We start from the raw sequence: 25809 nt of genomic DNA, 5'->3' as shown, positions 1-25809 counted from the left end.
ACTTACTTAGTAGACAGTGGGTAAGTCCTACCATCAACGCTGACAAATGATTGAGGCTTCTTTGATGCTTTAGACAGAAACTGTCTAATCTCATTAATAGTTGCACCGCCAGGGACAGGAATACTCTTGTATTTCTGCTTCCCATCCTTGCCATCACCAATAGGAACTTTAATACTACCTGCACCGCTGGAACCGCGTACAGCGATTGTAGTTCCTTTTTTGTTCTTCACACCAGCCGCTGGAACAACCTTAAGTCCCAATGCTTCGGCTGTAGACTTAAGAATATAAACATATCGGGCAGAACCACCTTGTGTCCCAGTTTTTTTACTACCTCTTTTGGCAGCTGCAAACTCTACTGTGACGCGTGGTCCTAACTTTACACCTTTAGGCATTATTTAAACCTCCTTATGGTTTATGTTGGTAAACTTTAGAGGTAATCAATGGCTTGAATGGTGACATCACCATTAGTTGCAGACGCAGTTGTAAAAGGCAAATTAGCAGATACAACAGCACTTCCTGCTTCAACATCAACCTGAATCTGAATGTTATTTGGTTGGTTTTCAGCAGGAGTTACAGCTTTTTCAGAAGCTGATAATAAAGAAGCAATTTCTAAAAACGCCGCTACCATATTGGTTGAGGTTAAATCACCACTGCCATTGGTAAACGCTGAATATGTACTGCCTAAATAATCACTAGCAACAATTTTGATTGTGCCATCGGATTGAATACTAGTAACAATGGGAACAGTTGCAGCAACAGCAATAGTTCCAGTATCAAAACTAACTGTAGTAGACAAATTTCGGCGCGGTGGTAAACCAGGATTAGCACCATTTCTGCTATTTTCAGCTGCATCAAGAGCGCGACAGACTTCAAAAAAAGCTTGAGGAATTTGGGTAGATTTGAGGCTTCCAGCCGTTCCGGGGTCGAATGTACTCATCTTATTCTCGTCGTAATAAATGTAATAGCCGTACTTATAATCAGTCATAGCCGGAAAAAGTCCCAAATTAGGGGGAATGAACTGAGTTCCGTTCTTTGGGATTAATGTCGAAGAAAGTGTGACAGATGATGGAGTCGGAATTACAAGCCTGTTATTAATAACGGTGATTGTAAAATTTGTGCGACCTAAAGCCGTATTAACAGCTAGTGGTAATTCATTAACAGCTGCATCCCAATTAGTATTAATACTGTTTCCAGATGGAGTAATAGCAACTTCGCCACCGTCACTATTACTTTTATTCTGAATAATTGACTTAATCGGAGTAGTCGGGAGAAAAATGTACCAATTTTTTTTCCATTTAAAAGCTATTTTTATACCTTTTTTTAATAATTTTTTAATAAGTTGCAGTAAATAGATATCTGAATAATGCAGCAGTTTAGCAAATGTGATTAACTTAATAGCTAATCGTCCATTAACAACAAAAACATTATCAAGCTCTAGGACTCTCATTTTTTAGTCCTCAGCTTTTTACTCCATTGAGGTACAGTGTCTTTCTGTCCCAAAGGAAAAAACTGACACAGAGTAGGAGTAACTGAGTTTTCTTTACGAGAACTATTTGAATTAGTTGTTTGAGGAGGTTCTATTCCTCTCAAGAAATCAGGATGTACATATTGCTTTAAAGCATTCAAAACCCGTAAACATTCAGTTTCAGTTTTACACCAGACAATAATTTTAGAATTGTCATTTAAAACTTGAACGCCTCTATAATTCCCTTTTTGATAAGTTGGGAAGTTGGGTTTATGAGATTCACCATACCGATAATGTGGAATAATTAAAGTCCACCTGGAACGGCCAATTTTACCGTCACCTAAATTTTCTGCATATTGAATGGCTAATTGGGGTTTTTGAGGACTACGAGTTTGCCAATAATCAGGGACTGAAATGTAAGCTTCAAATTCTTTATTTTTAGCTAAACAAAGTTCAGAATTAGCTTTAAATAGTTCCTCATGTTCAGAAATAATTGTCGCTGCATTACTCGCTGTACCAGCTTTATTTGTAATTGCTTTGACGGTTTCTTCACGTCTTTCTACTTTCCATTCACCGTTAACATCTTGAGTGCATAAGCAGACAGGAACTTTAATTGAAGTAAACCTCACATCTGCATCCTCACCATTTTTACCATCTACACCGTTACGCCCGTCTGTACCATTACGCCCGTCAACGCCATTTTTACCATCTACACCGTTACGCCCGTCTGTACCATTACGCCCATCTGTGCCATTTCTGCCAGCTACACCATTACGCCCATCTGTGCCATTTCTGCCAGCTACACCGTTACGCCCATCGGTTCCATTCCTGCCAGCTACACCGTTACGCCCATCGGTTCCATTCCTGCCAGCTACACCGTTACGTCCATCAGTGCCATTCCTACCGGCTAGACCGTTACGCCCGTCAACGCCATTCCTGCCAGCTACACCGTTACGTCCATCGGTTCCATTCTTGCCAGCTACACCGTTACGCCCATCTGTGCCATTTCTACCAGCTACACCGTTACGCCCATCTGTGCCATTTCTACCAGCTACACCGTTACGCCCGTCAGTGCCATTCCTGCCAGCTACACCGTTACGTCCGTCAGTGCCATTCCTGCCGTTGGTTCCCGGTAAGCCGCGTAAGCCAACACGACCAGGAAGACCGTCTCTACCGTTACGACCATCAACACCATTTCTTGGTATGGGGTAAGGTTTCAGGGGAATAGCATCACGTCCGTCTTTGCCGTTACGACCATCTAAACCATTTCTACCGTCGCGGCCATGAACAACTATAGGCGCGGGGGCCGGCCTGTAAATATATTCAAAGGTGTTTTTAACCTCAGTTTTGGTTAACTCAATGGTTGTGACTTGTCCATCATTGCCGTTTCTGCCGTCAGCACCATGTCTACCAGTTTGACCATCACGACCGTTAACACCATTCCTGCCGTCATTGCCTTTTCTACCATCAGTGCCGTTTCTACCGTTTTGACCGTCTCGTCCTGGCAGTCCACGTTGTCCATCATGCCCTGGTAGTCCGCGTTGACCGTCACGTCCTGGTAGCCCACGTTGACCGTCACGTCCTGGCAGTCCACGTTGACCATCTCTTCCTGGCAGTCCACGTTGACCATTATGTCCTGGTAGTCCACGCTGTCCATCTCTTCCCGGTCTTCCCGTCTGACCATCGCGTCCGGCTCTGCCAGTGGTTCCAGGTCTACCAAATTGCCCGTCACGTCCTGGTCTTCCGGTTTGCCCATTGCGTCCGGGAGTGCCTTGTAATCCGGGACGATTTCTCAAAAAGCCAACAGCCAACTGTAAAGCATTTACAGCTGTTTGTAAATCTAGCTGACCCGCCCTAATTTGATCTACTACTTGTTTTAAAAACAGAATTGTATCAACGATCGTTAGTACCCGATCCAATTTCTCTAAAATGCCAGCAATCCGACTTAGAGCAGTAGAAGCAGTCTTCACAGCACCAGCAGCAGCGGTCGCAGCTGTACCGGCAGTTGCCAATGCTGCTGCTGCCAATGCCGCGGCAGCGGCGGCGGCGACTAAAATTGCTTTAAGTTCTTTGAGTTCTCTGCGAACATCTTCAGCTTCATTCAATGCTTCGCCAGCTCTGGCGTATGCATCCCGTGCTAAATGTAAAGCGCCTTTAGCTAATCTTCGCGCTTCTTCATCTACGCTAGGCGGTCTATTTTTAAGTGCTTGTAATTCAGATTTGAGTGCGTTGATTTGCTGTTGTAAGTTGCTACAACAATCGCATTTACCAGCACAATTTAAAGCTTGTTGGAGATTTGAAATCGTACCGGATGCACTCATATTTTTAACTGCAATTCTTATTTTTTAATTGACTAGATAAGCCTTGAATTTGTGACCATTCAGCGTTAGAAATGCACTTGCCACTACACCCAGTACCGCAAGCTGTTTCACAGTCGCTAATAGTTGTGTAAAAACCTGGAGTGTTATACACAGTTTTTTTGACACAAATTCCATTGATACAATCGTAAGAAACCGCATTGCAAGCGATACAACTACCGAATTTGGTGTAACCAGCCGTAGAATTATCATTATCTACAACAGTTACTTGTGCTGTTGTAGTTATGTAAAAATAATTTGTACCAGCAATGTTAATGTCGTCTAAAAATAGATAAGAGGTATTTGAATTTCTCGGACGATACTCTGGGGTTATGCCACAAGCAAAAAACTCGTAATTTTTTCCGTCTGTCCCTTGACCGTAAAATCGAAAACATTGCGTCATTTTTAATAATCATCCGGGTCAATTGTGCCTGCGGTATCTGGTTTAGCTAGGTTAATTGTTAATTGATCAACTCGATATGAGTCGTTGTTAGTGCCTCGAAAGGTGAATGTAGGAAAGCCGTTATCAACGTAAATACTTTGGTTTAAATTTGCATCGAAGTTGGTCTGACTTAATGATTGCTTGGCTAATAGCACTAAACCAACTAATAAACTTTCAGCTGTGTTATTCGCGCTAGCAGTCAATCCTGGTAAGTCGGCTTTTGAAATGGTGATGGTAGTGCTTGTTTGTGTGGCGTTTGCACCGAAGACTGCGGTTAATGTTGGTTCTGCCATTTGTAGTTAGTAATTATTAACAATCTAAATCTGTTTTACTCGGCAATTAAAAGACTGTAAATCTACAACTTTTACCTAAAAGCTGTAGATTCACTGATTGCCTGTAATAGTTACTGTGTCTATATTTGACTGGTTAATAATTAATAGCTAAATAAAGCATATACATGATTTTATTTGCTGATTAGTGAAAGTTGTATATGAAAGTCAATGGACATGGGCAAGCTGCTATTTTTCAACCAGGGCATTTTGATAAGTTGATTAGTGCCACTGAGGGAGCTAATCATAAACTAATTTTTCAAATTGCCTATTTTACTTGTGCGCGCATGGGTGAAGTGTGCAAGCTGAAAACTAGTGACGTTTACCAAGAAAATGGTAAGCCTTTGTCTACTATCACTTATCCAAAGCAGAGTACTAAATGTAAAAAAACTAAGCAAGTGCCAATTAATGAGAAGTTGCAAAACTACTTACGGCTTTACTGGTTTGAATCTCAACCGAAATATGATGATTTTTTATTTTTTGGCTCAAAGCTTGGTACTCATTTGCAGTTTCAGAGTGCTGATGACGCTTTCAGAAGGGCTGTGCTGGCGGCCAAACTTGATGGACTAGGATATTCAACTCACAGTTTTAGACGCTCAGGAGCTACTGAACTGGGAAATCAAGGTATTGCTTTACCGATTATTCAGGAGATTACCGGGCATTCTAGTTTAGATTCCCTCCGGCGGTACATTCATGTGACTCAAGACCAAGTTAAAAACGCGATCGCCACTTTATGAACCACAGTTTATTTGTCAGAATTGAGTTTTTCTACTGCCAGCTACAAGAGGGTGTCTACGATCATCCGTTTGATTTAGCAGTGGCACTAGAGGCGTTAGCTAACAGGGCATGGGACGATGTTGATTATCTTTGTAACAACATTGTTGAGGATTGATTGATGAATACGCAACAAATGTTAACTAGCCAGGATTTGTTGTTTTTGAAAATTCGGGTTTTTTATCAAAAGTTTGAGGCTGGTGCTTTTGACAATCCACTGATGTTGACCAAAGCACTGGAAATTCTTACAACAGAAGCTTACAGTACTCTAGAGTGACAGAACTACGTGCTAATGGCACAAGTAATAATTTGGCATTCTGCGATCGCTTTTCAACTCCGGTTATGCGATCGCATTTTTATCAATTTTTCGATCTGCACCGGGGATAATTTAGCCGCGATCGCATTCTCTACCATCTCCTTTCTTTCAATAGCTAATGGCGATCGCACATTACCACCGGGTATATGGACATGGTGCAGCTTCCGGCCAGACATCCACAGGTAACGGTAATAGTAATGTTCTTTTCCACATCGAACTACTTTGTACTGTTCTACCCAGTGCTTGTGTTCTGGAGCAGTATCTGTTGATGCTTGCTCCAGAACATGATTATCATTGTTTGAAGCTTGCTGAGTATTCGGTGTAACTTGCTCCAGAACACTCATGCCCTGGACGTGTGCTATTAGTTCCGGAAATTTCTGTTCCCATTCATTCCAGGCTGTTTCATATTCCTGGAGTGTTGGGTAATCGTCTGGATCTGGGGGGTCTTGGGTATCATCCCAAGTTGGATCGTAAACTGGTTGCTGCCACTGGAATGCTTGCAGGTCAAACAATGATAATTGATTTGTCATAAGTCAAACCCCAGCGCTGCAAGCAAGCCCCCGAAACTCCATTGATCGGCTTGGCGATACCAGCACTTTCTTAAACAAGTTAGCAGCCAGCCTTGAGGGTTACGGATTCTGGGCTTGCCACGATAATCTGTTTGATGACCGCCACGGTTTTTAAAAAGTGCTAAGGCATATTGCACTTCCTCTAGGCTGTATTCTAAAATCTCAGGTGATTGAACTGGGTCAAAAACAATACCCTCTTTCTCGCATTCACTGAGAACGGACTCCATTATCAGAAGCTGGTCTTCACTAAAAGATGTATTGCTGCTGCTGCTAAACCCCTGCTCGGCTGACTGCGGATTTGAGGGTGGTGAATCGCAATTTTGATTGCGCTTTGGCGAATTTTTTCTCGGTTTTAACCAGTCTAAGGGTCGTGTAATGATTCTTACAATGTGCCACTTAAACTTTTTTACTAGCTGCACCACACGACAGTTGATTAATTGCTGTAGGGCTTCTTTGAGGGTGTCGCGGTGGTATGGTTTACCTCGATGTTTTTCTACCCAATGGTTAAATTCTTCTTTGAGGTCTGGTTCTATTTCTTCTCCCATTCCCTGGCGGATCAACCATTGCCATAGAAGTTTGGCCGCGGGGGTGAGTTTGTTTTCTAGACAGAACGCGTCGTGTTGCTCCGTCCACTGGGAGTTTTGTAATTTGTTGTTTTCTGGCATGATGAAACTAGATAGATGCGTATTTTCTTCTGCCTCCCTGTTTTAGAACTGCCGGGAGGTTTTAGCTTTGTGGCGATCGCGCCTCCTAAGCAACGGATCGCGCCATTAAAAAACCGTCCTCACCAAATGCGGGACGGTTTATGGTTCAGAAACACTATCATCTGAAGCTTGAGTAGCCAGTTTGTAAATTTCTTGTTCTAGTTCTGCTACTTGTTGACGGAAGCTTTCTTCACTTTCTTTGTTTTCTTCTAGACGCGCCTCAAGACGTTGCCGATGACTATGCACGTATGTTAAATGAGCTTCCTCAATTAATTTGAGACGCTGGAGAATTTTCCCAAAAGGCGTGTTTCCATCGAAACTTGGCCTAGCGGAATCTTGCCCTGAACAATCTGACGTATTAACTCTGAGCGAGTCAGTCCCATCGTATCTGCTTGAGACTTGAACCCCTCCCAGTCCTCGGAGTTGATCCGAATCGTTGCGCGTACTTCGTTTTCTATCTTTCTGGGTTTCGCCATTCTTTCTAGTGTTCACAACAATAACCTCATTTTAGTGTACGAACAAAACAAAACGTACGAACAAAAGAGTTGACAGATAACGTTCGTACTTTATAATAACACTAGAAACGTTCGCACGTTAATTTCTCCCCCCTCACCCTTGCCTTAGTGCCTGTGAGGGCAAACATGGAGCAATCACCCGCGCCTTGACCTTGCGCGGAACATCCGCAAATTACAAAAACTTAGAGACAACTTGTAGCTAAGTCATAGACAACTTGTAGCCAAATGACAAATTTTGGTGCTATGCACTTCACCACAGCACCTGTACAGTCATGCTGTTTATTGGAGGTATAAATTTAGACGCAAATCACATGTAACCAACATCTATGCACTTGAAATCATTATTCGCCAGTACACCCACTGGCGTTTCCTCCCTCATCACCGAGTCGCGCTCTCTCTGTAACGTTCGTTGGAGGTTATGTCTATGTAGCAACGAGTGATTTGTTGTGACGTTTTTTTGAATTTATAGGTAATGCTCCAGCGCCATGCTGCTGGTACAGTTCGCGCTGGTGCTTTTTTGAGAAAAATTTGGATTTTAAATTATGACTTACCGTCCTGACTTAAGACCGTGGGCTGTGTTTCGTCGTGTTTCCGCAGTTGACAATATCTGCGTTGCCCGATTTCGTACTCGTCCCGATGCCGATGCTTACATGAGCATCTTACGCCGTCTAACACCAGGAGCAAATTTTCAGGTGGTTTTCGACAAGCTACCCCAACAAGTTACACAAGGATAGCAAAGCCAAAGGCGATCGCGCCAATGGGAAACGCGATCGCCTTTCAAATTCACTTGCTTCAACCTTGAACATGTCAAAAATATCACATTTTGCATTGATGACTAAACATGACACCTGGGTAAAGCTCAAACCCGGCAATCCTTACGAGCCAGTGTTAGACCTGTTCCCCTACGGTCTACCCATGCGTGACCCGTTCCCCCTGGAGCGAGTCACTGTAAATCGTGAACAGGTTGCATTGTGGATTATAGATTTAGAACGACTCATTCCACCTCAAGCCAACGCTTTAGCTCAACTAATTGCCAGCCGTCGCGGTGTTCATGTCACCGAAGTCATGGAAGAAGCAGTTTTTCAAGGTGGCTTTGCCATGACTGACGGTTGGGTTGAAGCTATGGAATGTGGCGCTGAAGGCTTCCAGCGCAGCAAGGAAGTTGCTGATTTTTTTGAAACTGCACCACAGCCACCATCAGCTAGGGCTTGGCGAGAATTTTATAACAGCCAGCACGACCGCTGGATCGAGGGTGACGAGCAACCGCCACCAATCAACAGTATTGATGACATCGACCCCCGCTTGAGAACTCCTGAACTAGAACAGCATTGGAAAATGCGCCAAGTTGAGCAAGCGATCGCGGCTGGTGGCTACTCCGTTTTTGATGTTCTCAGCGGTCGTGCAACTGTTGATGTTCTCAACCAAATCGACCCCAATAATGAATGGTCATTAGTTAGAGATGATGACGATTTTGAGGACGACGAAATTTATGAATAACGAAAATTTATCAAACATTCCTCAACCAGATCCAAGTTGGGATTATTACGGAACTTGGCGTTTATTACATGGCATTAAAGCAAGAATTGATGAAGCTTTAAAAATTATGAAAAACAGCGAAAATTCAACTGCTGAAATTGACAAGGAAATCAAATTATCTCTTGAGATAGCCTCAGATAGGCTAATAGAAATAATTGATAACGATTTAGTTACTCACGACGATGAAACCGCCTGATGAGGCTACCTGACACAGTAGCCGAAACGGTAGGCACTGCCTACCGTCGCGGATTGTGTCCAAAGCAGTTCGCACCATTACATCAGGAATGCGGCGTTAATTAAGAAACGCGCCCATTTAATTGAGGCGTTTTGTACTTTCAAGCGCAGCTTCCCAAGTGTAATGGGTTCCCAGTTCGTTTAGGAGTGAATCGCGCCCCTGCTTGATTGATGTGGGGCGTTAGGGTGATTCGTGCGCTCAAAGCTGGGTTTTCAACACACAAATGAAACAGTGTTGCCTCACTGTTACTACACTCTTATAAATTGTTAGCTGAACCATGACAATTGAATTAAAAACCTTGGGTATTGATGTTTCTAAATCATCAGTCACAATTCATATTTTATCATGCTATCCAAAAGGAGGTTTAAAAGCATATTGGGAAAAAACTAGAAATAAATCATCAAGTTTGTATCCAGTTTTTTACAGCAATCCTGACCCAAAAAAGAAACAAAAAAACGCTTTTGATTTTGCTAACTTTCTTAAAGAACACAAGCCTAATATTGCTATTTTGGAGCCAACTGGCAATCATTATTCTCGACTGTGGTCAAAGATAATTGAAAGCTTAGAAATAAAAATTCTCTGGGTAGGTCATATAGAGTTACGGCGTTACCGTGGCGGAAAAAACCTGCCAAATAAAAGTGATGCTGCTGATGCTTTGGCTATGGCTGCTTACGCATTGGATCTAGAACATCACACCGAAACAGGAGAACTCAACCTCAAATATTTCCTCATGCACAGGCCAGAACAAATTGACCGACTACGAGAACTGTGCCAACAACTCGAACATCTCAATCGAGTACAAAACCCAATTATCAACTACGCTCGACAATTACTTGCTTGGCAGTTTCCCGAAGTTGCCCATGTCAAATCTAGAAGCACCAAGGTTGGTAATGTACCGCCGCTTTGGGGATGGTTAACTGAACGTCAGATGGAGGTATCACCGCAAGCTTGGAAGATGATGAACAATAAATATGAATTATCAGCTGCCAAGCATTACGGTATATCCATTGACCCAATCTTAAGACAACACGCCGATTGGTTATGTGACATTGGATTAACTGAGCAGCGCCTTGAAACTGAAATTAAAACTCTTGTTGAGAGTGAGTGTTTCCAGCTTTATAACCAAATTTTTAGTCAGTTTGGTTTTGGCTTGCGAGTTCGGGCGCGGTTACTAAGTCGGATTTATCCGTTTGAAGCCTTCTTGGTAAATGGTAAACCATTGATTGAGTACGAAATTAGAGAGGTAAAGCGGGTAGAAAAAATTCGCCGTGATAGTCGCACGATCGTCAAACGTTCCCCTGGTGATGTTAAACGAGTTAAACGTAACCGTAGCCGCGACGCTTTTAAAATGCGGTTAGGTATGGGAACGATTTTAGAGCAGTCTGGTGATGAGTTGGCAGAAGTTACCAGTGGTTCTGCTTTATGTCGAAAGTCTTTTTGGCAGTATGTGTTGTGTCAGGTAGAAACAGAAAAACTACCCGATAGTGACACTGCCGCCGCCATGCTCAAATACCGTACTAAGCTCAAAGACTTTACTGATGAATCGGGGAGACAATTGCTCAATGGTAAACACTTGCAAAGCAAGTTGATGGCTAAGGTGGCTAACCTGCTATTTAATCTATTTGTGGACGCGATCGCCAAAACGCGATCGTAAATACCTGATGCTAAACCCCACTAATAAAGTGGGGTTCCGTTGTGAATGTGACATAAAAGGGAATTTTGACTAATGACGGTTCATTACGAGCAGCACAAAGGACTGCTGTTAGAGATTTTTTATAGAGAAGATGGTTTGTGTTATGCCGCTTGTGAGCATCCCTTTACGCTTGGAACGCTTGAATCAGAACTATGCTACAAACCGAAACAAGCGTTTGAAAGGCTGAGAAAGAAAATTGATTTCATCTACGCTGGGCTTGGGTAACTTACTAGAGTGAAAGTCAACTCAGGTTAAAATTTCTAAGAATAATGAGTAACCATTCTGGCTCAAGTCGATATTGTGATGCTTAACCAGTCACTCGAATTCCCCAAAGCTGATATTTTAGTAATTGATGATACACCAGAAAACCTGAATCTCTTATCTGCCATGCTGACGGAACAGGGATACAAAGTTAGGAGTGTAACTAAAGGTTCTACAGGGTTACGTGGTGCAAATGCAGTTTTGCCTGACCTGATTTTGCTGGATGTGAATATGCCTGAAATGAATGGCTATGAAGTCTGTGAAAACTTGAAAGCCAACGATCGCACCCGCGAAATTCCAGTAATTTTTATCAGTGCTTTGGGTGATGTGCTGGATAAAGTGAAAGCATTTGCAGTTGGTGGAGTTGACTATATTACTAAGCCTTTTCAGCTAGAAGAGGTCTTAGCAAGAATTGAAAATCACTTGACAATTCGACAATTGCAACAACAACTCCAAGCACAAAATCAGCAACTACAGCAAGAAATTCAAGATCGCACCAAAGCTGAAGAGAAGTTTGCTAAAGTTTTTCGTTCTAGTCCCAATCCAATTGCGATCGCTACCATTGCTGAAGCACGCTTTATTGATGTCAATCCCAGTTTTTTGAAGATGAGCGGCTACTCATTGGAAGAAGTGATTGGACACACTGTGACTGTACTGAATTTAGGTAAGGATACAGTATCGATTGCCCAGACCATCCAACTTATATCTGATACTGGGTCACTTTATAATCAAGAATTTGAATTTTCTACTAAGTCGGGAGAGTCCAAGACTATACTACTATCCATCGAATTGATTGACTTGGGAGGGGTGCAATGCGCTTTATTAATTGCTAACGACATCACCGAACGTAAACGCTTAGAAAACGAGTTTATCTCTTTAGTTAGTCACGAATTACGCACACCTTTAACCTCTACAATGGGAGCGTTAGATTTATTGGGATCAGGACAATTAGGAACTTTAACTGAACAAGGACAAAAAGTTCTCAGCATTGCCACCATTAATACTGAACGCCTAATCCGATTGATCAATGATATTCTCGATTTAGAGAGGATGAAATCAGCCCAAATATTCATGCAAAAGGTGAAGTGTAACGCTGCCGATCTGCTGATAATGGCAACAGAAACAATGCAGGCAATGGCAGATAAATTACAAGTTAAATTGATTGTTCATCCTCTATCAGTTGAACTTTGGGCAGACCCTGATCGCTTATTGCAAACTCTGACCAATCTCATAAGCAACGCGATTAAGTTTTCTCAACCAGGCGATACGATATGGGTAAGTGCTACACTCACAGAACACAAGAGCATTAAGTTAGGAGAAAATGAGGATTCCTCAACACAAGACAATCTATTACCTAGTTTTCTCCTGATTAGTATCCGAGATCAAGGACGAGGAATTCCTGAAGATAAATTACAAATTATCTTCGAGCGCTTTCAACAGGTAGATGCATCCGATTCCCGCAACAAAGGAGGAACAGGTTTAGGGCTTGCTATTTGTCGAAATATCGTCCAGCAACATAACGGTAAAATCTGGGTTAAGAGCAATTTGAATCAAGGCAGTACTTTTTATGTACTATTACCTTTAGCAGCTTTATAATAAATAGCTTTTAACTGCTTAATTCTCTCCTACTTTTCCCCGATTTAGCTTTAGAGTATCTCAAGAGCGATCAAACAAATCAGCACATACATTTGGCAAGAATGTCACTATGAACAAAAATATCTTGATTGTTGATGATGAAGAAGATGTGCGGGCGATCGCCAAGTTAGGATTAGAAATGGGTGCTGGCTGGAATGTATTGACAGCTAGTTCTGGTCAAGAAGCGTTGAACGTAGCTGCCATCCACAAACCAGATGTCATCTTACTAGATATGATGATGCCTGATATGGATGGGCGTACAACTTTGCAGCAACTGAAAGCTAACCCCGCCACTAAAAAAATTCCAGTAATTTTATTAACAGCCAAAGTCCAGCAATCGGATCGAGAGAGGTTTACTGATTTGGATGTTGCTGCTATTTTTGCCAAGCCTTTCCGTCCATTGAAACTGGCAGAACAAATCAGTGAAGTACTGGGCAGTTAGCCTGACTTTGATGAATTCCTGATAGAACTTACGCATTGTCAGAAAGTTGATATTATGCACTCAAGCCTAACTTCTATGATAAGTGTTATAAAATATTGCCGATAATGGTGCTGGAATTTCTGATGAAGTGCAAAAACAGATATTTGACCCTTTCTTCACCACAAAACCTGTCGGCAAAGGAACAGGATTATGACTGGCAGTAGCTGACTCTATTATCTCAACTCATGGCGGACGAAGTCATGTTGTTTCTGTATTAGGAAAGGGAACAGAATTTGTGATAATTCTACCTATTGAAAGATAATATTTTTGTCACATTTCAGTCCAGCAGATAAATTTTAGGCTTTACTCTTGCGGAAAGCTTCACCACTGAAAAATTCATCATTTTATTTTCGCAATAAGCGCATAAGATTGTGAGAAAATTAACCTTATAATTTATACTAAATTTTTAATTTATCAAAGTCAATTTTATGAAAAAGAACCATATTTTCCCGATCTTAGCTTTATTGATTTGTACTGCTGCACCTCAAAAAGCTTTAGCAGATGAAGTTTGGAAAACTGAAGAATATAAAGTGGTTTATCAAGAAGATCGTAATAAAACTGCCGTATGGCAGTATGGTCGTGATGGAGTCGTCTTCATTGATGGTTTGGCTGGAGTGTTTAATAACCGAGGTTCATATAACGGCTATTGGGTACAAAAGTCTTCATCAGTGCGTTGCGATACCTATAGAGAAGGGGCAGATGGGAAACCTACTTATCATTGGGGCAGATTTAAAGTCACTTTTATTGATCCCAAGTTCCCCTCCCGCTGGAAAGCTGATGTTAGCCTTTGCGATCGCGATCCTATGGTGACTCTAAACGGTACACCTGTTACAAAGTGAACTTGCACCAACTAGATGATATGGTGGTTTCCAATACAGGGGTAAATCATCCCGCAATTATGCAAGCCACATTTTTAATATAGCAACGGATTTGCCAAGTTGAAGCAATCAAGTTACTGAAAGCTGTATTTGTGGGTTTTAAGTGACAAACGAGATAATCTCGTTCGTATTGCTTTACTCCAAAGCGCAAGGTTCCTCTTGCCGTGGATAAGCAGCGTTTTTATCCACGGTGAGTTCTTCAAAGCGCAGCGATACACCCGTGGAGTACGTTAGTGTTGAGCGCTCAAGACTTTAACGGATCTGTTCAGCGCCAACGTCGAAGCGATCGAGCATCATCACCTTGTTCCAGGCTGCGACGAAGTCCTTGACCATCCGCTCGTGACCGTCATCAGCGCCATAGACTTCAGCAATCTGACGTAGTTCTGCATTCGAGCCGAAGATAAGATCGCAGCGGGTGGCGGTGAACTTTACTGCACCGGTTTCGCGATCGCAGATGTCAAAAAGCATCTCGCGATTGTCAACAGGCTTCCACTCGTAGTCCATACTGGTCAGGACACGGAAAAAGTCATTGGTCAAGACACCCGGACGGTCAGTGAAGCTACCGTGCTTTGAATGATCCCAATTCTGATCGAGCGCGCGAAGTCCGCCGACCAGAACCGTCCATTCAGGCGCGGTTAGCGTCAGGAGCTGCGCCCGATCCAGAAAGATACGCTCCGGCTTCACTTTATAGCCAACCGCCTCATTGTGATAATTTCTGAAACCGTCCGAAACTGGCTTCAGCCAATTAAACATTTCAACATCTGTCAGCTCCTGAGTCGTATCCATCCGCCCCGGAGTAAACGGGACGGCAACGGTAAGTCCGGCCGCTTGTGCAGCCTTCTCGATCGCAGCACAACCACCGAGGACGATCAGGTCTGCGATCGAGATTTTTTTGTTGCCCGACTGAGCGCCGTTAAAGTCCGCCTGAACTTGCTCAAGGGTCGATAGCACCTCGCCGAGTTCCTGCGGGCGGTTCATTTCCCAGTCCTTCTGGGGATTGAGGCGAACGCGCGCCCCATTTGCGCCACCGCGCTTGTCGGAATGGCGGTGAATCGATGCCGCTGCCCAAGCTGCTGACACGAGCGCCGAAACCGAGAGTCCACTCGCTAAAATCTGATCCTTGAGAGACTTGATATCAGCGGCATCCACGACATGATGATCCAGTGCCGGAATTGGATCTTGCCAGATCAGATCTTCGTCTGGGATTTCTGGACCGAGATAGCGGGTTTTCGGACCCATATCCCGATGGATCAGCTTATACCAGGCGCGCGCGAACGCATCGCTGAAGTAATCGAAGTCACCCAAGAAGCGCTGACAAACCTCGTGATAGGCCGGATCGACCTTTAACGCAATGTCCGAAGTCATCATCATTAACGGATGCTCAACACCCGGTTGATGGGCATCTGGTGTCTTCGGCGCATCAGGATTGCTTGGTTTCCACTGAATCGCACCTACTGGACTTTTTGTCTGTTCCCAATCGTACTTAAAAAGATTTGTTAAGTAACTGTTGTCCCACTGGATTGGGTTTGGAGTCCACGATCCTTCGATCCCGTTTGTCATTGTATATTCGGCAAACCCAGTGCCTTCAGGGTTCTGCCACCCCAAGCCCATCGCCTGAATCGGTGCGGCTTCCGGGGCTGGGCCGATCTTGTCCGGCGAGACCATGCCGTGACTTTTGCCAAAGGCATGACCGCCTGCAATCAGCGCGACAGTTTCTTCGTCATTCATGCCCATCCGCGCAAACGTCTCGCGAATGTCTCGCGCCGAGCCATAGGGGTCGCCCTCAGCGTTCGGACCTTCTGGATTGACGTAAATGAGCGCTTGGTGCGAAGCCGCTAGCGGGTTTTCGAGGTCGTAGTATTGCTCGTCCGGTTTTCCAACCCACCGAATCGTGCGAGTGACCATCTCATCAGGATGACCAGGGTGTTCCTTAATGTCGTCAACTGGATCGCCGTTCCAGAACTCCGGCCCCCAGTATGTCGCACGATCTGCCTCCCAGGCATCAATGCGACCGCCACCAAAACCAAAGGTCTTTAACCCCATGATTTCGAGCGCGCAGTTGCCCGTCAGAACCATCAGATCGGCCCAGCTTAGTGCCGCACCATATTTCTGCTTGATAGGCCAGAGCAGCCGTCGTGATTTATCTGTGTTTCCATTATCCCACCACGAATTAATGGGTGCGAAGCGTTGCATACCCTGACTCGCTCCACCCCGACCGTCCGCGATCCGGTAGGTGCCTGCTGAGTGCCACGCCATGCGAATCATTTGAGGTCCATAATTCCCATAGTCGGCAGGCCACCAGTCCTTTGAATCGGTCAGCAGCGCTTTGATATCGTTCTTCAACTGTTCAAAGTCAAGCTTCGCGAAGGCTGCTTTGTAATCGAAATCTCGCAGTGGGTTAGCTTGGGGCGAATTTTGGTGAAGCAGTTCGACCTGAAGTCGGTTCGGCCACCAATCATCGACTTGTGGCTTGGAGCCAAGTGCGCCGCCAATGCGGGTTCCCCGGAAGGGACATTGTGCAGGAGGGGTGGCAGGGTTGTTGGTCATGGGGCTGTTATTCATTACAGTTCAATTCTTCTTCATTTTCAATTCTCTCTAACAGTTTATGTTAGCCAAATTGTGTTGAGTGCTGCCATTTGTGGCGGTTTGAACGACAAGTGCCTTCATCGCTAAAGTTGTTGCGATCGCTGATGTAAATCCTGATGATTTTGATGCGATTTTAGTTTGTGGTGGTCAATCGCCCATGTTTACTTTTCGGCACAATCATGCGATCGCGTAAAGCTTGTAAAGAAGAGAAAAGTTGATTTTTGAGGGGTTTTTTGAGGAACTGCCAAAGTCTTTCGACGGGATTGAGTTCAGGAGCCGAGGGTGGTTCAAACAAAAAAATAATATTCTTTGGCCAGCTAATCGCTGAACTTGTATGAGCCGGTGCTTGGTCAATCTGTAAAATAGCGTAATCGTTACCTAATTGCACAGATAGCCAGTCTAAAAATTTAGTTCAATAAATTGAATTGAGTAAAGGCTCAAGCAGCAATGCTTGAGCTTTTTTGCTATGTACATTTGTATTTGAAAAATTCTGATGAAAAATAGCAGCCTACTAGTTCGCCACACAAATATTGACAGGTAGAGACTAGGGAAAGGGGAAGAATTTAAAACCTTTACCCTTTCCCCGCTTGCCAAAATCTTTTTGGCAGGCTACTACTTGCCTTTTGTATGTCTGAGTAGAGACACTAGTTTTTACTAAGAAACATTACAGAATTTTAAGTTTTATCCTTAGATTATAGATATTTATACTATGACTGATATTGTTAAAGGATACTCACAATTTAAAGAATTTTACTGAAAATGAATAATACCAAACTTCCCAATGCATTAGGCGAATCTATAACTATGGGTGCTTTGATCATTTTTACCAGTGCTAGTATTATCACAATCATGAGTTTGTTTTAAGGCAAGCATAACCAAGTTTTAATAAAAAATTTTTTATAACTCCACCTGAAAATGAGTGGAGTTTTTACATTTTGTAATAAAAAAAGAGTGACATAAATTCTTCTTACACTATTTCACTAAATAACTAATATAGTAATCCGGTTTGATTCGGTGAATTTATTTGTGTAGGTAGGGAACAGGAAACAGGAAACAGGGAACAGTTAAGAAGGGATAGATATGTACTGAATCGTGTTCAAAAATCAAATAGGAGTCCTATACAAATTACTGGTTTCTAAATTTTTTTCCCCTGCTCTTTGAAGTTGTTCTACTACAGCGCTTCTCTGCGAGACGCTTTGCGAACGTGTATCCTGTGGCGGGGGAAACTCCATCGTTTTTAGCGTCTCTCCTTGGAAAATGTTTCGACTTTTGAACAAAAAGCTAAGATTTCAAAGCCTGTGCCACCGTGAGGCAGAGGTTCTTTATACTCGTCGAACTCACGTTAATTTAACCACAAAGGCACAAAGAGCGCAGAGAGAAAAAAGAGATTTGCACAATCACCTCGAAAGGGACAACATCGTATTTTTTCACAGCCGAGTCATTTCAAATAGTTGTTGAGCATTATTTCCTAAAAAAGCATCAAAAAGCTTTGTGTTTCCAGGTTCGACTTCTACCATGTAACGCTGGGCAATTTCATAATAGGCATAAGTCCAAGGAATTTGGATTTCTACACCATTAATATCATCAATTACTGTTACCAATTCTGTAACTGCTTGAGTTGCGGTTTGCCGCAAACCACAGGTAATATTGCCTTCAATTTCTGCTTTCATGGGTACACCCAAATTAGCCAAACTACGAGCAGTACTATCTATATCTGGATAAACTGCTGTGTTCTGACGATTGACATAGCCTGTAAAGTGATTCACAGCATAACCATGTAACAGTACCCAAGCTCCATATTGACTAACTTGATTTACCTGTTGCACAACAGAACGTCCTGGAGGCTGCCAAGGACGGGTAAAGATTTTCTGGAGTTTTTGAGCAATAATTTGATCATTTTTTTCAGTTTTTGATAAATGGGGAATTTTGGATTGAATTGAAGCTACTGTTTGATAAATTAGTTGGGCAATATCGGCAGGTAATTCATCCACAATTAATTCGCTGATAAATAGCTTGGGTAAGTCGAATTTTTCTTGTTGGGGATGACGATAATGACGGGCATAAAGATGGGTTTCAGCAAAAAAATACTCTCCGGCTGCGACATAACCCAAAGCTTCAGCTATTTGCCCTAGGTAATCAATCCCTAAGTTAACTTGACCTTGGGGACTGTCTACCCAAAGACGCAAAGACCGAAAAGCTATATGATCATTGGCCACAGTCCCACCTGCTGTAGTGATCATTTTTTGATAAGTGCGGGCATGACTAACTCTCGCACTGTATTCTTGCCAAAGTAAGTCCCACAAATGAAGCGCAATTTCCGGTTTCATAAATCTTTTGTGCCTTGACCAAATAATTACTAATTCGTAATTCGTAATTAAAGAGGGTACAAGCCCCCACTAAATTAAAAATTGGTGATGCTTCTAGGTGGTGGGTTTAAGCCCCCGCTGATTGTAACTACGAATTACGTAATTCGCAGCGAAGCGTAGCCCATTATCAATTACGAATTATGTTGACTTACTTACAATATGTGAGGAATGTAAGATTTGTGAGAGAATATCTACAGCTATTTGGATTTGTTTGCTGTCAATAACCAAAGGTGGACAAAAGCGAATTGCTGCCTTACCGCAACCAAGCAATAATAGACCCTGCAAGAAAGCTTCTTGAATAATGCGATCGCGCAATTTAGAATCAAGATTGCCCTCTTCATTTAATAAATCCACTGCTACCATTAAACCCTTACCTCTGGGCAGCGACATTCTAGGAAATTTATTATGCAACTGCGTTAAGTTCGCTTGTAATAATTCTCCCATCTGGGTGGCATTGGTCATCAAGCCACTTTCTAATAATCGCAAAGTGGCAATACCAGCTGCACAAGCTACGGGATTACCGCCGAATGTGGTGGCGTGGGAGCCGGGAGGCCAAGTCATCAACTCAGGTCTAGCGAGAATTGCTCCTAAAGGTAAACCACTGGCAATACCTTTGGCGGTGGTAATTATATCAGACATCACACCCCAATGGTTAATCGCAAATAAGCGACCAGTCCGCCCCATGCCGGCTTGTACTTCATCGACAATCATTAATATGCCATAGCGATCGCATATATCCCTAATTCTTTGCAAAAAACCATCTTCTGGGACGATATAACCACCTTCTCCTTGAATTGCTTCGACTGCGATCGCTGCTACTTCATCTGGTGGTAATATTGTCGCAAATAGCTGTTTTTCTAGGTGATCCAGGCTAGCATGAGTACCGTAAGGAATATGAGTTACACCTGGAACTAAAGGGCCAAAATTCGCTCGTTGTACTGCCTTAGAACCAGTTAAAGACATAGCCCCATAAGTGCGTCCGTGGAATGCTCCTAAGAATGCCACAATCAGCGATCGCTTGGTGTAATATCGAGCTAGTTTGATAGCTCCTTCGTTAGATTCTGCCCCGGAATTGGTGAAAAATACTTTCGCTGGAAACCCAGTCCCGCTACTAGGAAAAGGCGCACGCATAGCTAGTTGTTCTGCTAGTTCCACCATCGGTTCATAATAAAAATCAGTACCCGACATGTGCAGCAGTCGCGCTGATTGTGCTTGAATTGCTTTGACAACTTCTGGGTGGGCGTGTCCTGTGGCGGTGACAGCAATGCCGGCAGTCATATCAAGAAACACATTGCCATCGACATCTTCTACCATACAGCCTTCACCACGAGCTACGACTAAGGGATAGTCGCGGGTATAAGAAGGTGAAGTCACAGCGCGATCGCGTTCTATAATTGCTTGAGCGCGAGATCCAGGTAAGGCAGTCACCAAGCGAGGCTCATTAGGTAAAGATAAGTTAACAGGGGTACTTAACATTTATTTTAAGATGTTTTCTAGATTACTGATGATTAAACTGCGAAGTGCAATTAGCTACAGTAGCATTTGATTCTATTTGGACAAAATTTACACATTGGCAGCAAAAACCAAAACATACATTTCTCATAAATTCTGAGCAGAATTTAGCAAAAAAGTTGCCGAAATTTGCTACTACTGAGTGTTGATATTCTTAAGGAAACAAGAAAAATAGTTTTTAATTCCAGACTTGGCTACTGATTTATTACTATAATAAGTATTAGTTTTTACTGTGCTGATTGAATGTAAAATCCAATAATACGCAAGTAATTAAAGGTGCAGGAGGTATAATACACTGTTATACTAGTTTGCCACTGAGAACTGAACGAGATGTTATGCCCCAATTGTATACACGGTTAGCGTGTTGTCAAGTTAATATCGTTTAGATGTTGAGCAAGTGCAATTATTATTTACTATTAGAAATTTATCTGTAGTTTTATGAGTATCCAATTCAACCAGAAGTTACGCTATACACTAGGTATTGTTACTTTATTATTTATTAGTTTAGCTGGTAGCTATGTTTATAAACATTCAAACAATCAACAGCTAGCCCAACCACAAACTACATTAAAAGAAAATTCTACCTTTGGTGCGAAAACTGCACTTGCGACAAGCGTTCAAAATTCTGTGCTGGTTGCAGAAACATCTAATCAGGCTATAGGTAAACCAAATTCAGCTATATCGAAAAAATTTACAGCATCAGTACCTATAACCTATCCAGTCATTGATGAGTGGAAAAAATATAAATTTAGCATTAATGGTAGTAAGATTTTAACTCCAGTTAAATTACCAAAATCTCAGGTAAATTTTAATCAAACGGATTTATTAACTGTTCTGATTAATACCAGAAAATATTTCCAAGACCACGCTTCAGAAGATCCAGATATTTTTCGTAAAGGAATATTAGGAACCCAAGGTGTAAATATACCAGATATGCTTAAAACCTTGGATTTTATGATTACTACTTTAAACGAAGATATTGCCAATCAACGAACAACTCGTTTACAAGATCCTAACTTTATTAATGCCAACTTTCGAGTGATCAAATGGTCTGCCTATAACCCTAACAATCAAAAGCAAGAACGATTAAGAATTACAAAGTATGCTGTTTTCACTCATCCAGGTTCTCGGACAAAGACTTCTACTTATAACACACCAATTTATAGCTTAAAAGCAAACTCTAAAACCGATACCTTCTACACAAAATACACAAAGCAAGATGTTTTGTCAGGTATTTATGAACCAGGAGGGAAAGAATTTGGTAAGGTAGAACCCTTAGCTTATTTAACTCGCAACGGTTTAGAAGAAGCATTGATGCAGGGAACAGTACTGATTAATTTTACAGATGGTTCCAAAGCATTTTTTAATGTGGATAAAAATAACGGCATCTCTTACGTCCGAGGATTGAAAGCTACAGCCCAAAAGCGTTATTGGTATTTTAGACAAGTTGACGCAATTAAAGGATATGGACATACAATAGATGCCAAAATTTCTGTTAAACCAGGAGTGACTTTTGCTGGAGATGTCCTCAATATTGGTTTGGGTAAAGTGATTGTAATTGAACATACCAAAAGTGGACGTAAACATCTACAAATGGGAGTTATTGCAGATACAGGCGGAGCTTTTTTACCCAATCTTTATCAACTAGATTTTTTGGCAGGCATTTTTCAAAGTCAAAAGGATTTTCAACAGCATATTCAGCGACTACCTGAGTATGCTAATGCCTATGTTTTAGTCAAAAAGTGAATTATAGCAGTCCTTAGTGAAGTAGCAGATGCGATCGCGCTTTCAGGAAAATTTTGAGGCGATCGCTTGCAGAGGTTATTTTTATATAGCGATCTGATTTGATTTATGAAATTATTTGCATAGTAAAGCAACAATTAAGGATCTCCTTTGAGTCATACCGAATTTGTTCAAAAATCAAATATGAGTTCCATAGGTTAAAATTTCTGTAGGAGGTAAGCTATGGCAGTACTAAATCATTCGTGAACAACAAGATCCCCGACTTCTTAAAAAAGTCGGGGATCTGAGCCTCTAGATTTTTGCAAATCAAATAGGATTGCTATATATGTTAAAAACAGTTCAAGGAATTTATAAAAACGGTAAAATTGAACTAGCTGAAACGCCAGAAGGTATCATTGAAAGTTTAGTGTTTGTCACCTTCTTAGAAACAAAACCCAACAAATGGCCAGAAATAATCATGCAATATTCAGGTATAAAAGAAAGTATTATCTTTGAATCATATCGAGATGAACTGATATCACCGAACGAAATAGAACTTTAATTATGTATGGGTTAACTACTGGATACTTGCGTCATTAGTGATTTTGTCAAAGGAGAAAAAAACACCCTCAAGCAAGTAAAGTTAATCTCTCCTAATGAAATTTTCGTTTCATCTCTAACAATTATGGAGGTGAAATACGGATTAGCGATGAACCCACAACGTGCTATTAAAATCCAATCAATTATTGAAATATTATTAGGTTCAATTACAATTTTACCTTTTGATTTCAAAGAAGCAGAACAAGCAGCCCACATCAGAAGCTTTCTTAAATTTGCTGGTTCACCTATTGGTGCTTATGATCTACTTATAGCAGCCACCGCAGTAATCAATAATCATATTGTGGTGACATCTAATGTCCGAGAATTTCAAAGAGTACCTAACTTGCAAATTGAAAATTGGCGTTCTGTATGAATAGCTTACTCCTACCCTAACTCAATGTGAGCTTCTTCAGTTTATCTAAATGTATCATTCTTAAAGAAAAATGGTATTACCTTTCCTGTAGAAATTTTCGCACTGAACCCTTGTATCGAATTTTCACAGAACCTTTCTACGTTTTTTCCCAAAAATGTAAATTCCGTCTCAAGAATATTGCAAAAGCACCTTTAGGAAGATGTGCTTCACCAGGAAATCAGTATCAAATATAGCAGGTAGATATAACCTTTCCATAGAAGGAGACTGATTGGATGAAACTAAAAGCATTTTGGCAGCTATTGCAAGAAACATTTAAAGAATGGAGTGAGGATAAAGCATCACGTTTGGCTGCTGCATTAGCTTATTACACGATTTTTTCTATTGCACCATTGCTAATTATTGTAATTGCGATCGCGGGAGTAGTATTTGGTGAAGAAGCCGCTAGAGGTGAAATTGTCAATCAAATTCAAGGTTTAGTCGGCCAAGATGGTGCTGAATTTATTGAAACAGCTATCCAAAATGCTAGTCAACCAAAAACAGGAACTATCGCTTCAATTATTAGTGTTGTTCTTTTGCTTATAGGTGCTACTGGTTTATTTTCTGAGTTACAAGATTCTTTAAATACAATTTGGGAGGTAAAGCCAAAACCCGGACAAGGAATTATTAACATAATTCGTACACGCTTTTTATCATTTACGATGATTTTAGGTATTGGCTTTTTACTGCTGGTGTCTTTAGTCGTTAGTGCTGGTTTATCAGCAGTAGTAACTTATTTCAGTAATTTATTACCGGGTGCAGATTTTATCTGGCAAATATTTAACTTCGTCCTTTCTTTTGCTATTACCACAGCTTTATTTGGGTTGATTTTCAAAGTTCTTCCAGACGTAAAAATTACTTGGAATGATGTTGTTATTGGTGCTGTTATTACTTCCTTTTTGTTTACTATCGGTAGATTTGTATTAGGACAGTATCTAGGTAATGCAACTTTTGGTTCCACTTATGGCGCTGCTGGTTCATTAGTAGTTATTCTCGCTTGGGTTAACTATGCTGCCCAAATTCTTTTCTTTGGTGCAGAGTTTACCCAAGTTTATGCTAGAAAATACGGCAGTGGGATGACTCCTACAGATAATGCTATGCCTATAGATGAAAATATTCATACTGGTCAAAATAGTACGACTAAGAAAAAAAAGCGTTCTTCTAACTTAATGAGTCGCGTCATTCGTTATTTTCAACACCCCAAACGCATTAAACGTAGAAGAAACAACCAATATTTTTAGTCATTTGGGGGGAGTTAGTCATTAAGTGGCATCGAAAGATAAAAAAAAGGGTAACAGTGGCTAGGTTGCAACTTAAATGCTTATTAGCTTAGTCCATATTTTGCAGAAGAGTAAGGGCTGAAAGTTAGGAGATGATATTTTCTAGCCAGTCACTTGGGGATAGGTTTATTTTAAATTTCTCTTGTTGTAATCAGAGCATAATTATAAATTTTTGAGCTTATTCTTGTTCCTTTGCTGATTAAATCGTCTAAAATATCCTTGACATTATCAATCAATCCTTGCTCTTTTGCTAAGATAATCACTCCAACTAAACCAATAATTGGCAAGCCTCTACTAATAGCAGCTTTTCTCCCAGCTTTTTCATCAATTAAAAGTTGATCTGCTTTTAATTCTTCTGCCAAAATAATTGCTGAACATTCTCCTAAATCTAAATCTGTTTCTAATTGCAATTGTTCAATGAGTTGGTTATTATTTATAGAACGAACTTCTAGCCATAAAGCTGATTTTGCAGCTAAAACTGCGGGATGATTCCCCATTGTTAATTCTGCATAGACTTGTTGAGGAATTATTACTCTACCAAAAACAGCCTGAAGCAAGTCTAATCTACCAACTTTAGAAAGTTCACTTAATGGGGTTGTATCTGAGACAACAATCATAGATTATTGCCTTGTAATTTCATTTTTGCCTGATTAACTTCTTGCTGAAATTCGTCTAAAGTCATACTATCGTCAAATAGAGATATTTCATATTTAGACATTAAATCTATTACGTCTAGTCGAGAAATGCCTAATAATTGACTAGCCTTACCACTGCTAATTTCTCCATATTTCAGTAGAGTCATTACATAAGCTTCCTTGGCTTTAGTTTCTGCTTCTTCTCTGATAATATTATTAACAGAATGAACGGGAATAGTAAATTGTACTTTAGTCATAATTTCAGAATTATATCTTTGTAATGTTTCATTTTCAACAGGGCTGATATTATATTAAATATCATTTTTCTATCGGTTAAAGTCGAGTTATTCGGCGATTACAACTAGGGGGGATTGACGGAAAAACTCTACGAGTGTGGTGGGTTTTCCTGGGTGGGTGTTCTGTTTAGTCAGGCTTTGAACAAGGTCTGATTAGCTTGAATTGACCTATTATCTGCTTGAGGCAACCAGACTGTGGCACTGGTTGACACG

The 25809-nt window shown here is 41.5% G+C and carries 28 protein-coding genes and 1 pseudogene; 14 read left to right on the top strand and 15 right to left on the bottom strand.

What is annotated here, in order from left to right:
* Positions 1-2: 2 nt before the first annotated feature.
* From QI031_RS16210 to QI031_RS16190, 5 genes are read right to left on the bottom strand one after another with little or no spacing between them, the layout of a single operon-like run.
* Complete coding sequence (locus tag QI031_RS16210) at positions 3-392, bottom strand: hypothetical protein (RefSeq protein WP_281480696.1); 390 nt, start codon at positions 390-392, stop codon at positions 3-5.
* A 35-nt stretch (positions 393-427) separates the two neighbouring features.
* Positions 428-1447 (bottom strand): hypothetical protein, encoded by a 1020-nt coding sequence (locus QI031_RS16205; RefSeq protein WP_281480695.1) that lies wholly within the window; start codon positions 1445-1447, stop codon positions 428-430.
* Complete coding sequence (locus QI031_RS16200) at positions 1444-3786, bottom strand: hypothetical protein (protein ID WP_281480694.1); 2343 nt, start codon at positions 3784-3786, stop codon at positions 1444-1446. Before QI031_RS16200 ends, QI031_RS16205 begins: the two co-directional genes overlap by 4 nt.
* A 4-nt stretch (positions 3787-3790) precedes the next feature.
* The gene (locus QI031_RS16195; protein WP_281480693.1) at positions 3791-4225 is read right to left on the bottom strand and encodes a hypothetical protein; all 435 of its coding nucleotides are present in this window, start codon (positions 4223-4225) and stop codon (positions 3791-3793) included.
* Positions 4226-4227: 2 nt separating this feature from the next.
* A complete protein-coding gene (locus QI031_RS16190; protein WP_281480692.1) occupies positions 4228-4557 on the bottom strand; it encodes a hypothetical protein in 330 nt (109 codons plus the stop codon).
* A 197-nt stretch (positions 4558-4754) separates the two neighbouring features.
* On the opposite strand from QI031_RS16190, the gene QI031_RS16185 reads away from it, so the two are divergent.
* The 3 genes from QI031_RS16185 to QI031_RS16175 are packed head-to-tail and all read left to right on the top strand — an operon-like array spanning position 4755 to position 5644.
* Complete coding sequence (locus QI031_RS16185) at positions 4755-5330, top strand: tyrosine-type recombinase/integrase (protein ID WP_281480691.1); 576 nt, start codon at positions 4755-4757, stop codon at positions 5328-5330.
* Positions 5327-5485 (top strand): hypothetical protein, encoded by a 159-nt coding sequence (locus QI031_RS16180; RefSeq protein ID WP_281480690.1) that lies wholly within the window; start codon positions 5327-5329, stop codon positions 5483-5485. The genes QI031_RS16185 and QI031_RS16180 overlap by 4 nt, the downstream gene beginning before the upstream one ends.
* 3 nt (positions 5486-5488) lie before the next feature.
* Positions 5489-5644, top strand: a complete 156-nt coding sequence (locus tag QI031_RS16175) for a hypothetical protein (protein WP_281480689.1) — start codon at positions 5489-5491, stop codon at positions 5642-5644.
* Between the two features lie 53 nt (positions 5645-5697).
* Here the strand turns inward: QI031_RS16175 and QI031_RS16170 are convergent, their stop codons facing one another.
* The 3 genes from QI031_RS16170 to QI031_RS16160 form a co-directional block, all read right to left on the bottom strand.
* Positions 5698-6213 carry a hypothetical protein gene (locus QI031_RS16170; protein WP_281480688.1) on the bottom strand — a complete coding sequence of 172 codons (516 nt, stop codon included), beginning with the start codon at positions 6211-6213 and terminating at the stop codon, positions 5698-5700.
* Positions 6210-6917: a hypothetical protein gene (locus tag QI031_RS16165; RefSeq protein ID WP_281480687.1), complete on the bottom strand. Its 708-nt coding sequence runs from the start codon at positions 6915-6917 to the stop codon at positions 6210-6212. Before QI031_RS16165 ends, QI031_RS16170 begins: the two co-directional genes overlap by 4 nt.
* Before the next feature lie 138 nt (positions 6918-7055).
* Complete coding sequence (locus tag QI031_RS16160; RefSeq protein WP_281480686.1) at positions 7056-7448, bottom strand: hypothetical protein; 393 nt, start codon at positions 7446-7448, stop codon at positions 7056-7058.
* A gap of 565 nt (positions 7449-8013) precedes the next feature.
* On the opposite strand from QI031_RS16160, the gene QI031_RS16155 reads away from it, so the two are divergent.
* From QI031_RS16155 to QI031_RS16125, 7 genes are all read left to right on the top strand, one after another.
* The gene (locus tag QI031_RS16155) at positions 8014-8205 is read left to right on the top strand and encodes a hypothetical protein (RefSeq protein WP_281480685.1); all 192 of its coding nucleotides are present in this window, start codon (positions 8014-8016) and stop codon (positions 8203-8205) included.
* A 97-nt stretch (positions 8206-8302) separates the two neighbouring features.
* On the top strand, positions 8303-8968 hold the full coding sequence (locus QI031_RS16150) for a hypothetical protein (RefSeq protein WP_281480684.1): 666 nt from the start codon (positions 8303-8305) through the stop codon (positions 8966-8968).
* On the top strand, positions 8961-9203 hold the full coding sequence (locus QI031_RS16145) for a hypothetical protein (RefSeq protein ID WP_281480683.1): 243 nt from the start codon (positions 8961-8963) through the stop codon (positions 9201-9203). Before QI031_RS16150 ends, QI031_RS16145 begins: the two co-directional genes overlap by 8 nt.
* A gap of 316 nt (positions 9204-9519) precedes the next feature.
* Positions 9520-10896, top strand: coding sequence for an IS110 family transposase (locus tag QI031_RS16140; RefSeq protein ID WP_281480682.1), 1377 nt, complete (start codon positions 9520-9522; stop codon positions 10894-10896).
* A gap of 342 nt (positions 10897-11238) precedes the next feature.
* The gene (locus QI031_RS16135; RefSeq protein WP_281480681.1) at positions 11239-12792 is read left to right on the top strand and encodes an ATP-binding response regulator; all 1554 of its coding nucleotides are present in this window, start codon (positions 11239-11241) and stop codon (positions 12790-12792) included.
* Positions 12793-12901: 109 nt separating this feature from the next.
* Positions 12902-13273: a response regulator gene (locus tag QI031_RS16130; RefSeq protein WP_281480680.1), complete on the top strand. Its 372-nt coding sequence runs from the start codon at positions 12902-12904 to the stop codon at positions 13271-13273.
* Between the two features lie 467 nt (positions 13274-13740).
* Positions 13741-14151, top strand: coding sequence for a hypothetical protein (locus QI031_RS16125; RefSeq protein WP_281480679.1), 411 nt, complete (start codon positions 13741-13743; stop codon positions 14149-14151).
* A 291-nt stretch (positions 14152-14442) separates the two neighbouring features.
* On the opposite strand, the gene katG is transcribed toward QI031_RS16125, so the two are convergent.
* From katG to QI031_RS31730, 5 genes and pseudogenes are all read right to left on the bottom strand, one after another.
* Positions 14443-16737, bottom strand: a complete 2295-nt coding sequence (gene katG, locus QI031_RS16120) for a catalase/peroxidase HPI (RefSeq protein ID WP_281480678.1) — start codon at positions 16735-16737, stop codon at positions 14443-14445.
* Positions 16738-16909: 172 nt separating this feature from the next.
* A pseudogene (locus QI031_RS16115) lies at positions 16910-17170 on the bottom strand (transposase); the annotation flags it as partial.
* Positions 17171-18203: 1033 nt separating this feature from the next.
* Positions 18204-19103, bottom strand: a complete 900-nt coding sequence (locus QI031_RS16110; RefSeq protein WP_281480676.1) for a DUF1338 domain-containing protein — start codon at positions 19101-19103, stop codon at positions 18204-18206.
* A gap of 177 nt (positions 19104-19280) precedes the next feature.
* Positions 19281-20618, bottom strand: coding sequence for an acetyl ornithine aminotransferase family protein (locus QI031_RS16105; protein ID WP_281480675.1), 1338 nt, complete (start codon positions 20616-20618; stop codon positions 19281-19283).
* A 171-nt stretch (positions 20619-20789) separates the two neighbouring features.
* Complete coding sequence (locus QI031_RS31730) at positions 20790-20906, bottom strand: hypothetical protein (protein ID WP_425526031.1); 117 nt, start codon at positions 20904-20906, stop codon at positions 20790-20792.
* A 186-nt stretch (positions 20907-21092) separates the two neighbouring features.
* On the opposite strand from QI031_RS31730, the gene QI031_RS16100 reads away from it, so the two are divergent.
* The 4 genes from QI031_RS16100 (at position 21093) to QI031_RS16085 (ending at position 24626) form a co-directional block, all read left to right on the top strand.
* Positions 21093-22400, top strand: coding sequence for a murein transglycosylase A family protein (locus tag QI031_RS16100; protein ID WP_281480674.1), 1308 nt, complete (start codon positions 21093-21095; stop codon positions 22398-22400).
* Between the two features lie 322 nt (positions 22401-22722).
* On the top strand, positions 22723-22938 hold the full coding sequence (locus tag QI031_RS16095; protein ID WP_281480673.1) for a hypothetical protein: 216 nt from the start codon (positions 22723-22725) through the stop codon (positions 22936-22938).
* 18 nt (positions 22939-22956) lie between these two features.
* Positions 22957-23349 carry a type II toxin-antitoxin system VapC family toxin gene (locus QI031_RS16090; RefSeq protein WP_281486049.1) on the top strand — a complete coding sequence of 131 codons (393 nt, stop codon included), beginning with the start codon at positions 22957-22959 and terminating at the stop codon, positions 23347-23349.
* Between the two features lie 272 nt (positions 23350-23621).
* Positions 23622-24626: a YihY/virulence factor BrkB family protein gene (locus QI031_RS16085; protein ID WP_281480672.1), complete on the top strand. Its 1005-nt coding sequence runs from the start codon at positions 23622-23624 to the stop codon at positions 24624-24626.
* Positions 24627-24796: 170 nt separating this feature from the next.
* Here the strand turns inward: QI031_RS16085 and QI031_RS16080 are convergent, their stop codons facing one another.
* Positions 24797-25282, bottom strand: coding sequence for a PIN domain-containing protein (locus QI031_RS16080; protein WP_281480671.1), 486 nt, complete (start codon positions 25280-25282; stop codon positions 24797-24799).
* Positions 25279-25557 carry a UPF0175 family protein gene (locus QI031_RS16075; RefSeq protein ID WP_281480670.1) on the bottom strand — a complete coding sequence of 93 codons (279 nt, stop codon included), beginning with the start codon at positions 25555-25557 and terminating at the stop codon, positions 25279-25281. Before QI031_RS16075 ends, QI031_RS16080 begins: the two co-directional genes overlap by 4 nt.
* Between the last annotated feature and the right edge of the window lie 252 nt (positions 25558-25809).

The sequence above is a fragment of the Halotia branconii CENA392 genome (genome assembly GCF_029953635.1).
Classification (GTDB): Bacteria; Cyanobacteriota; Cyanobacteriia; order Cyanobacteriales; family Nostocaceae; genus Halotia; species Halotia branconii.
Note: the sequence above shows the minus strand (reverse complement) of the source record. Positions and strands in the feature narration are given on the sequence as shown.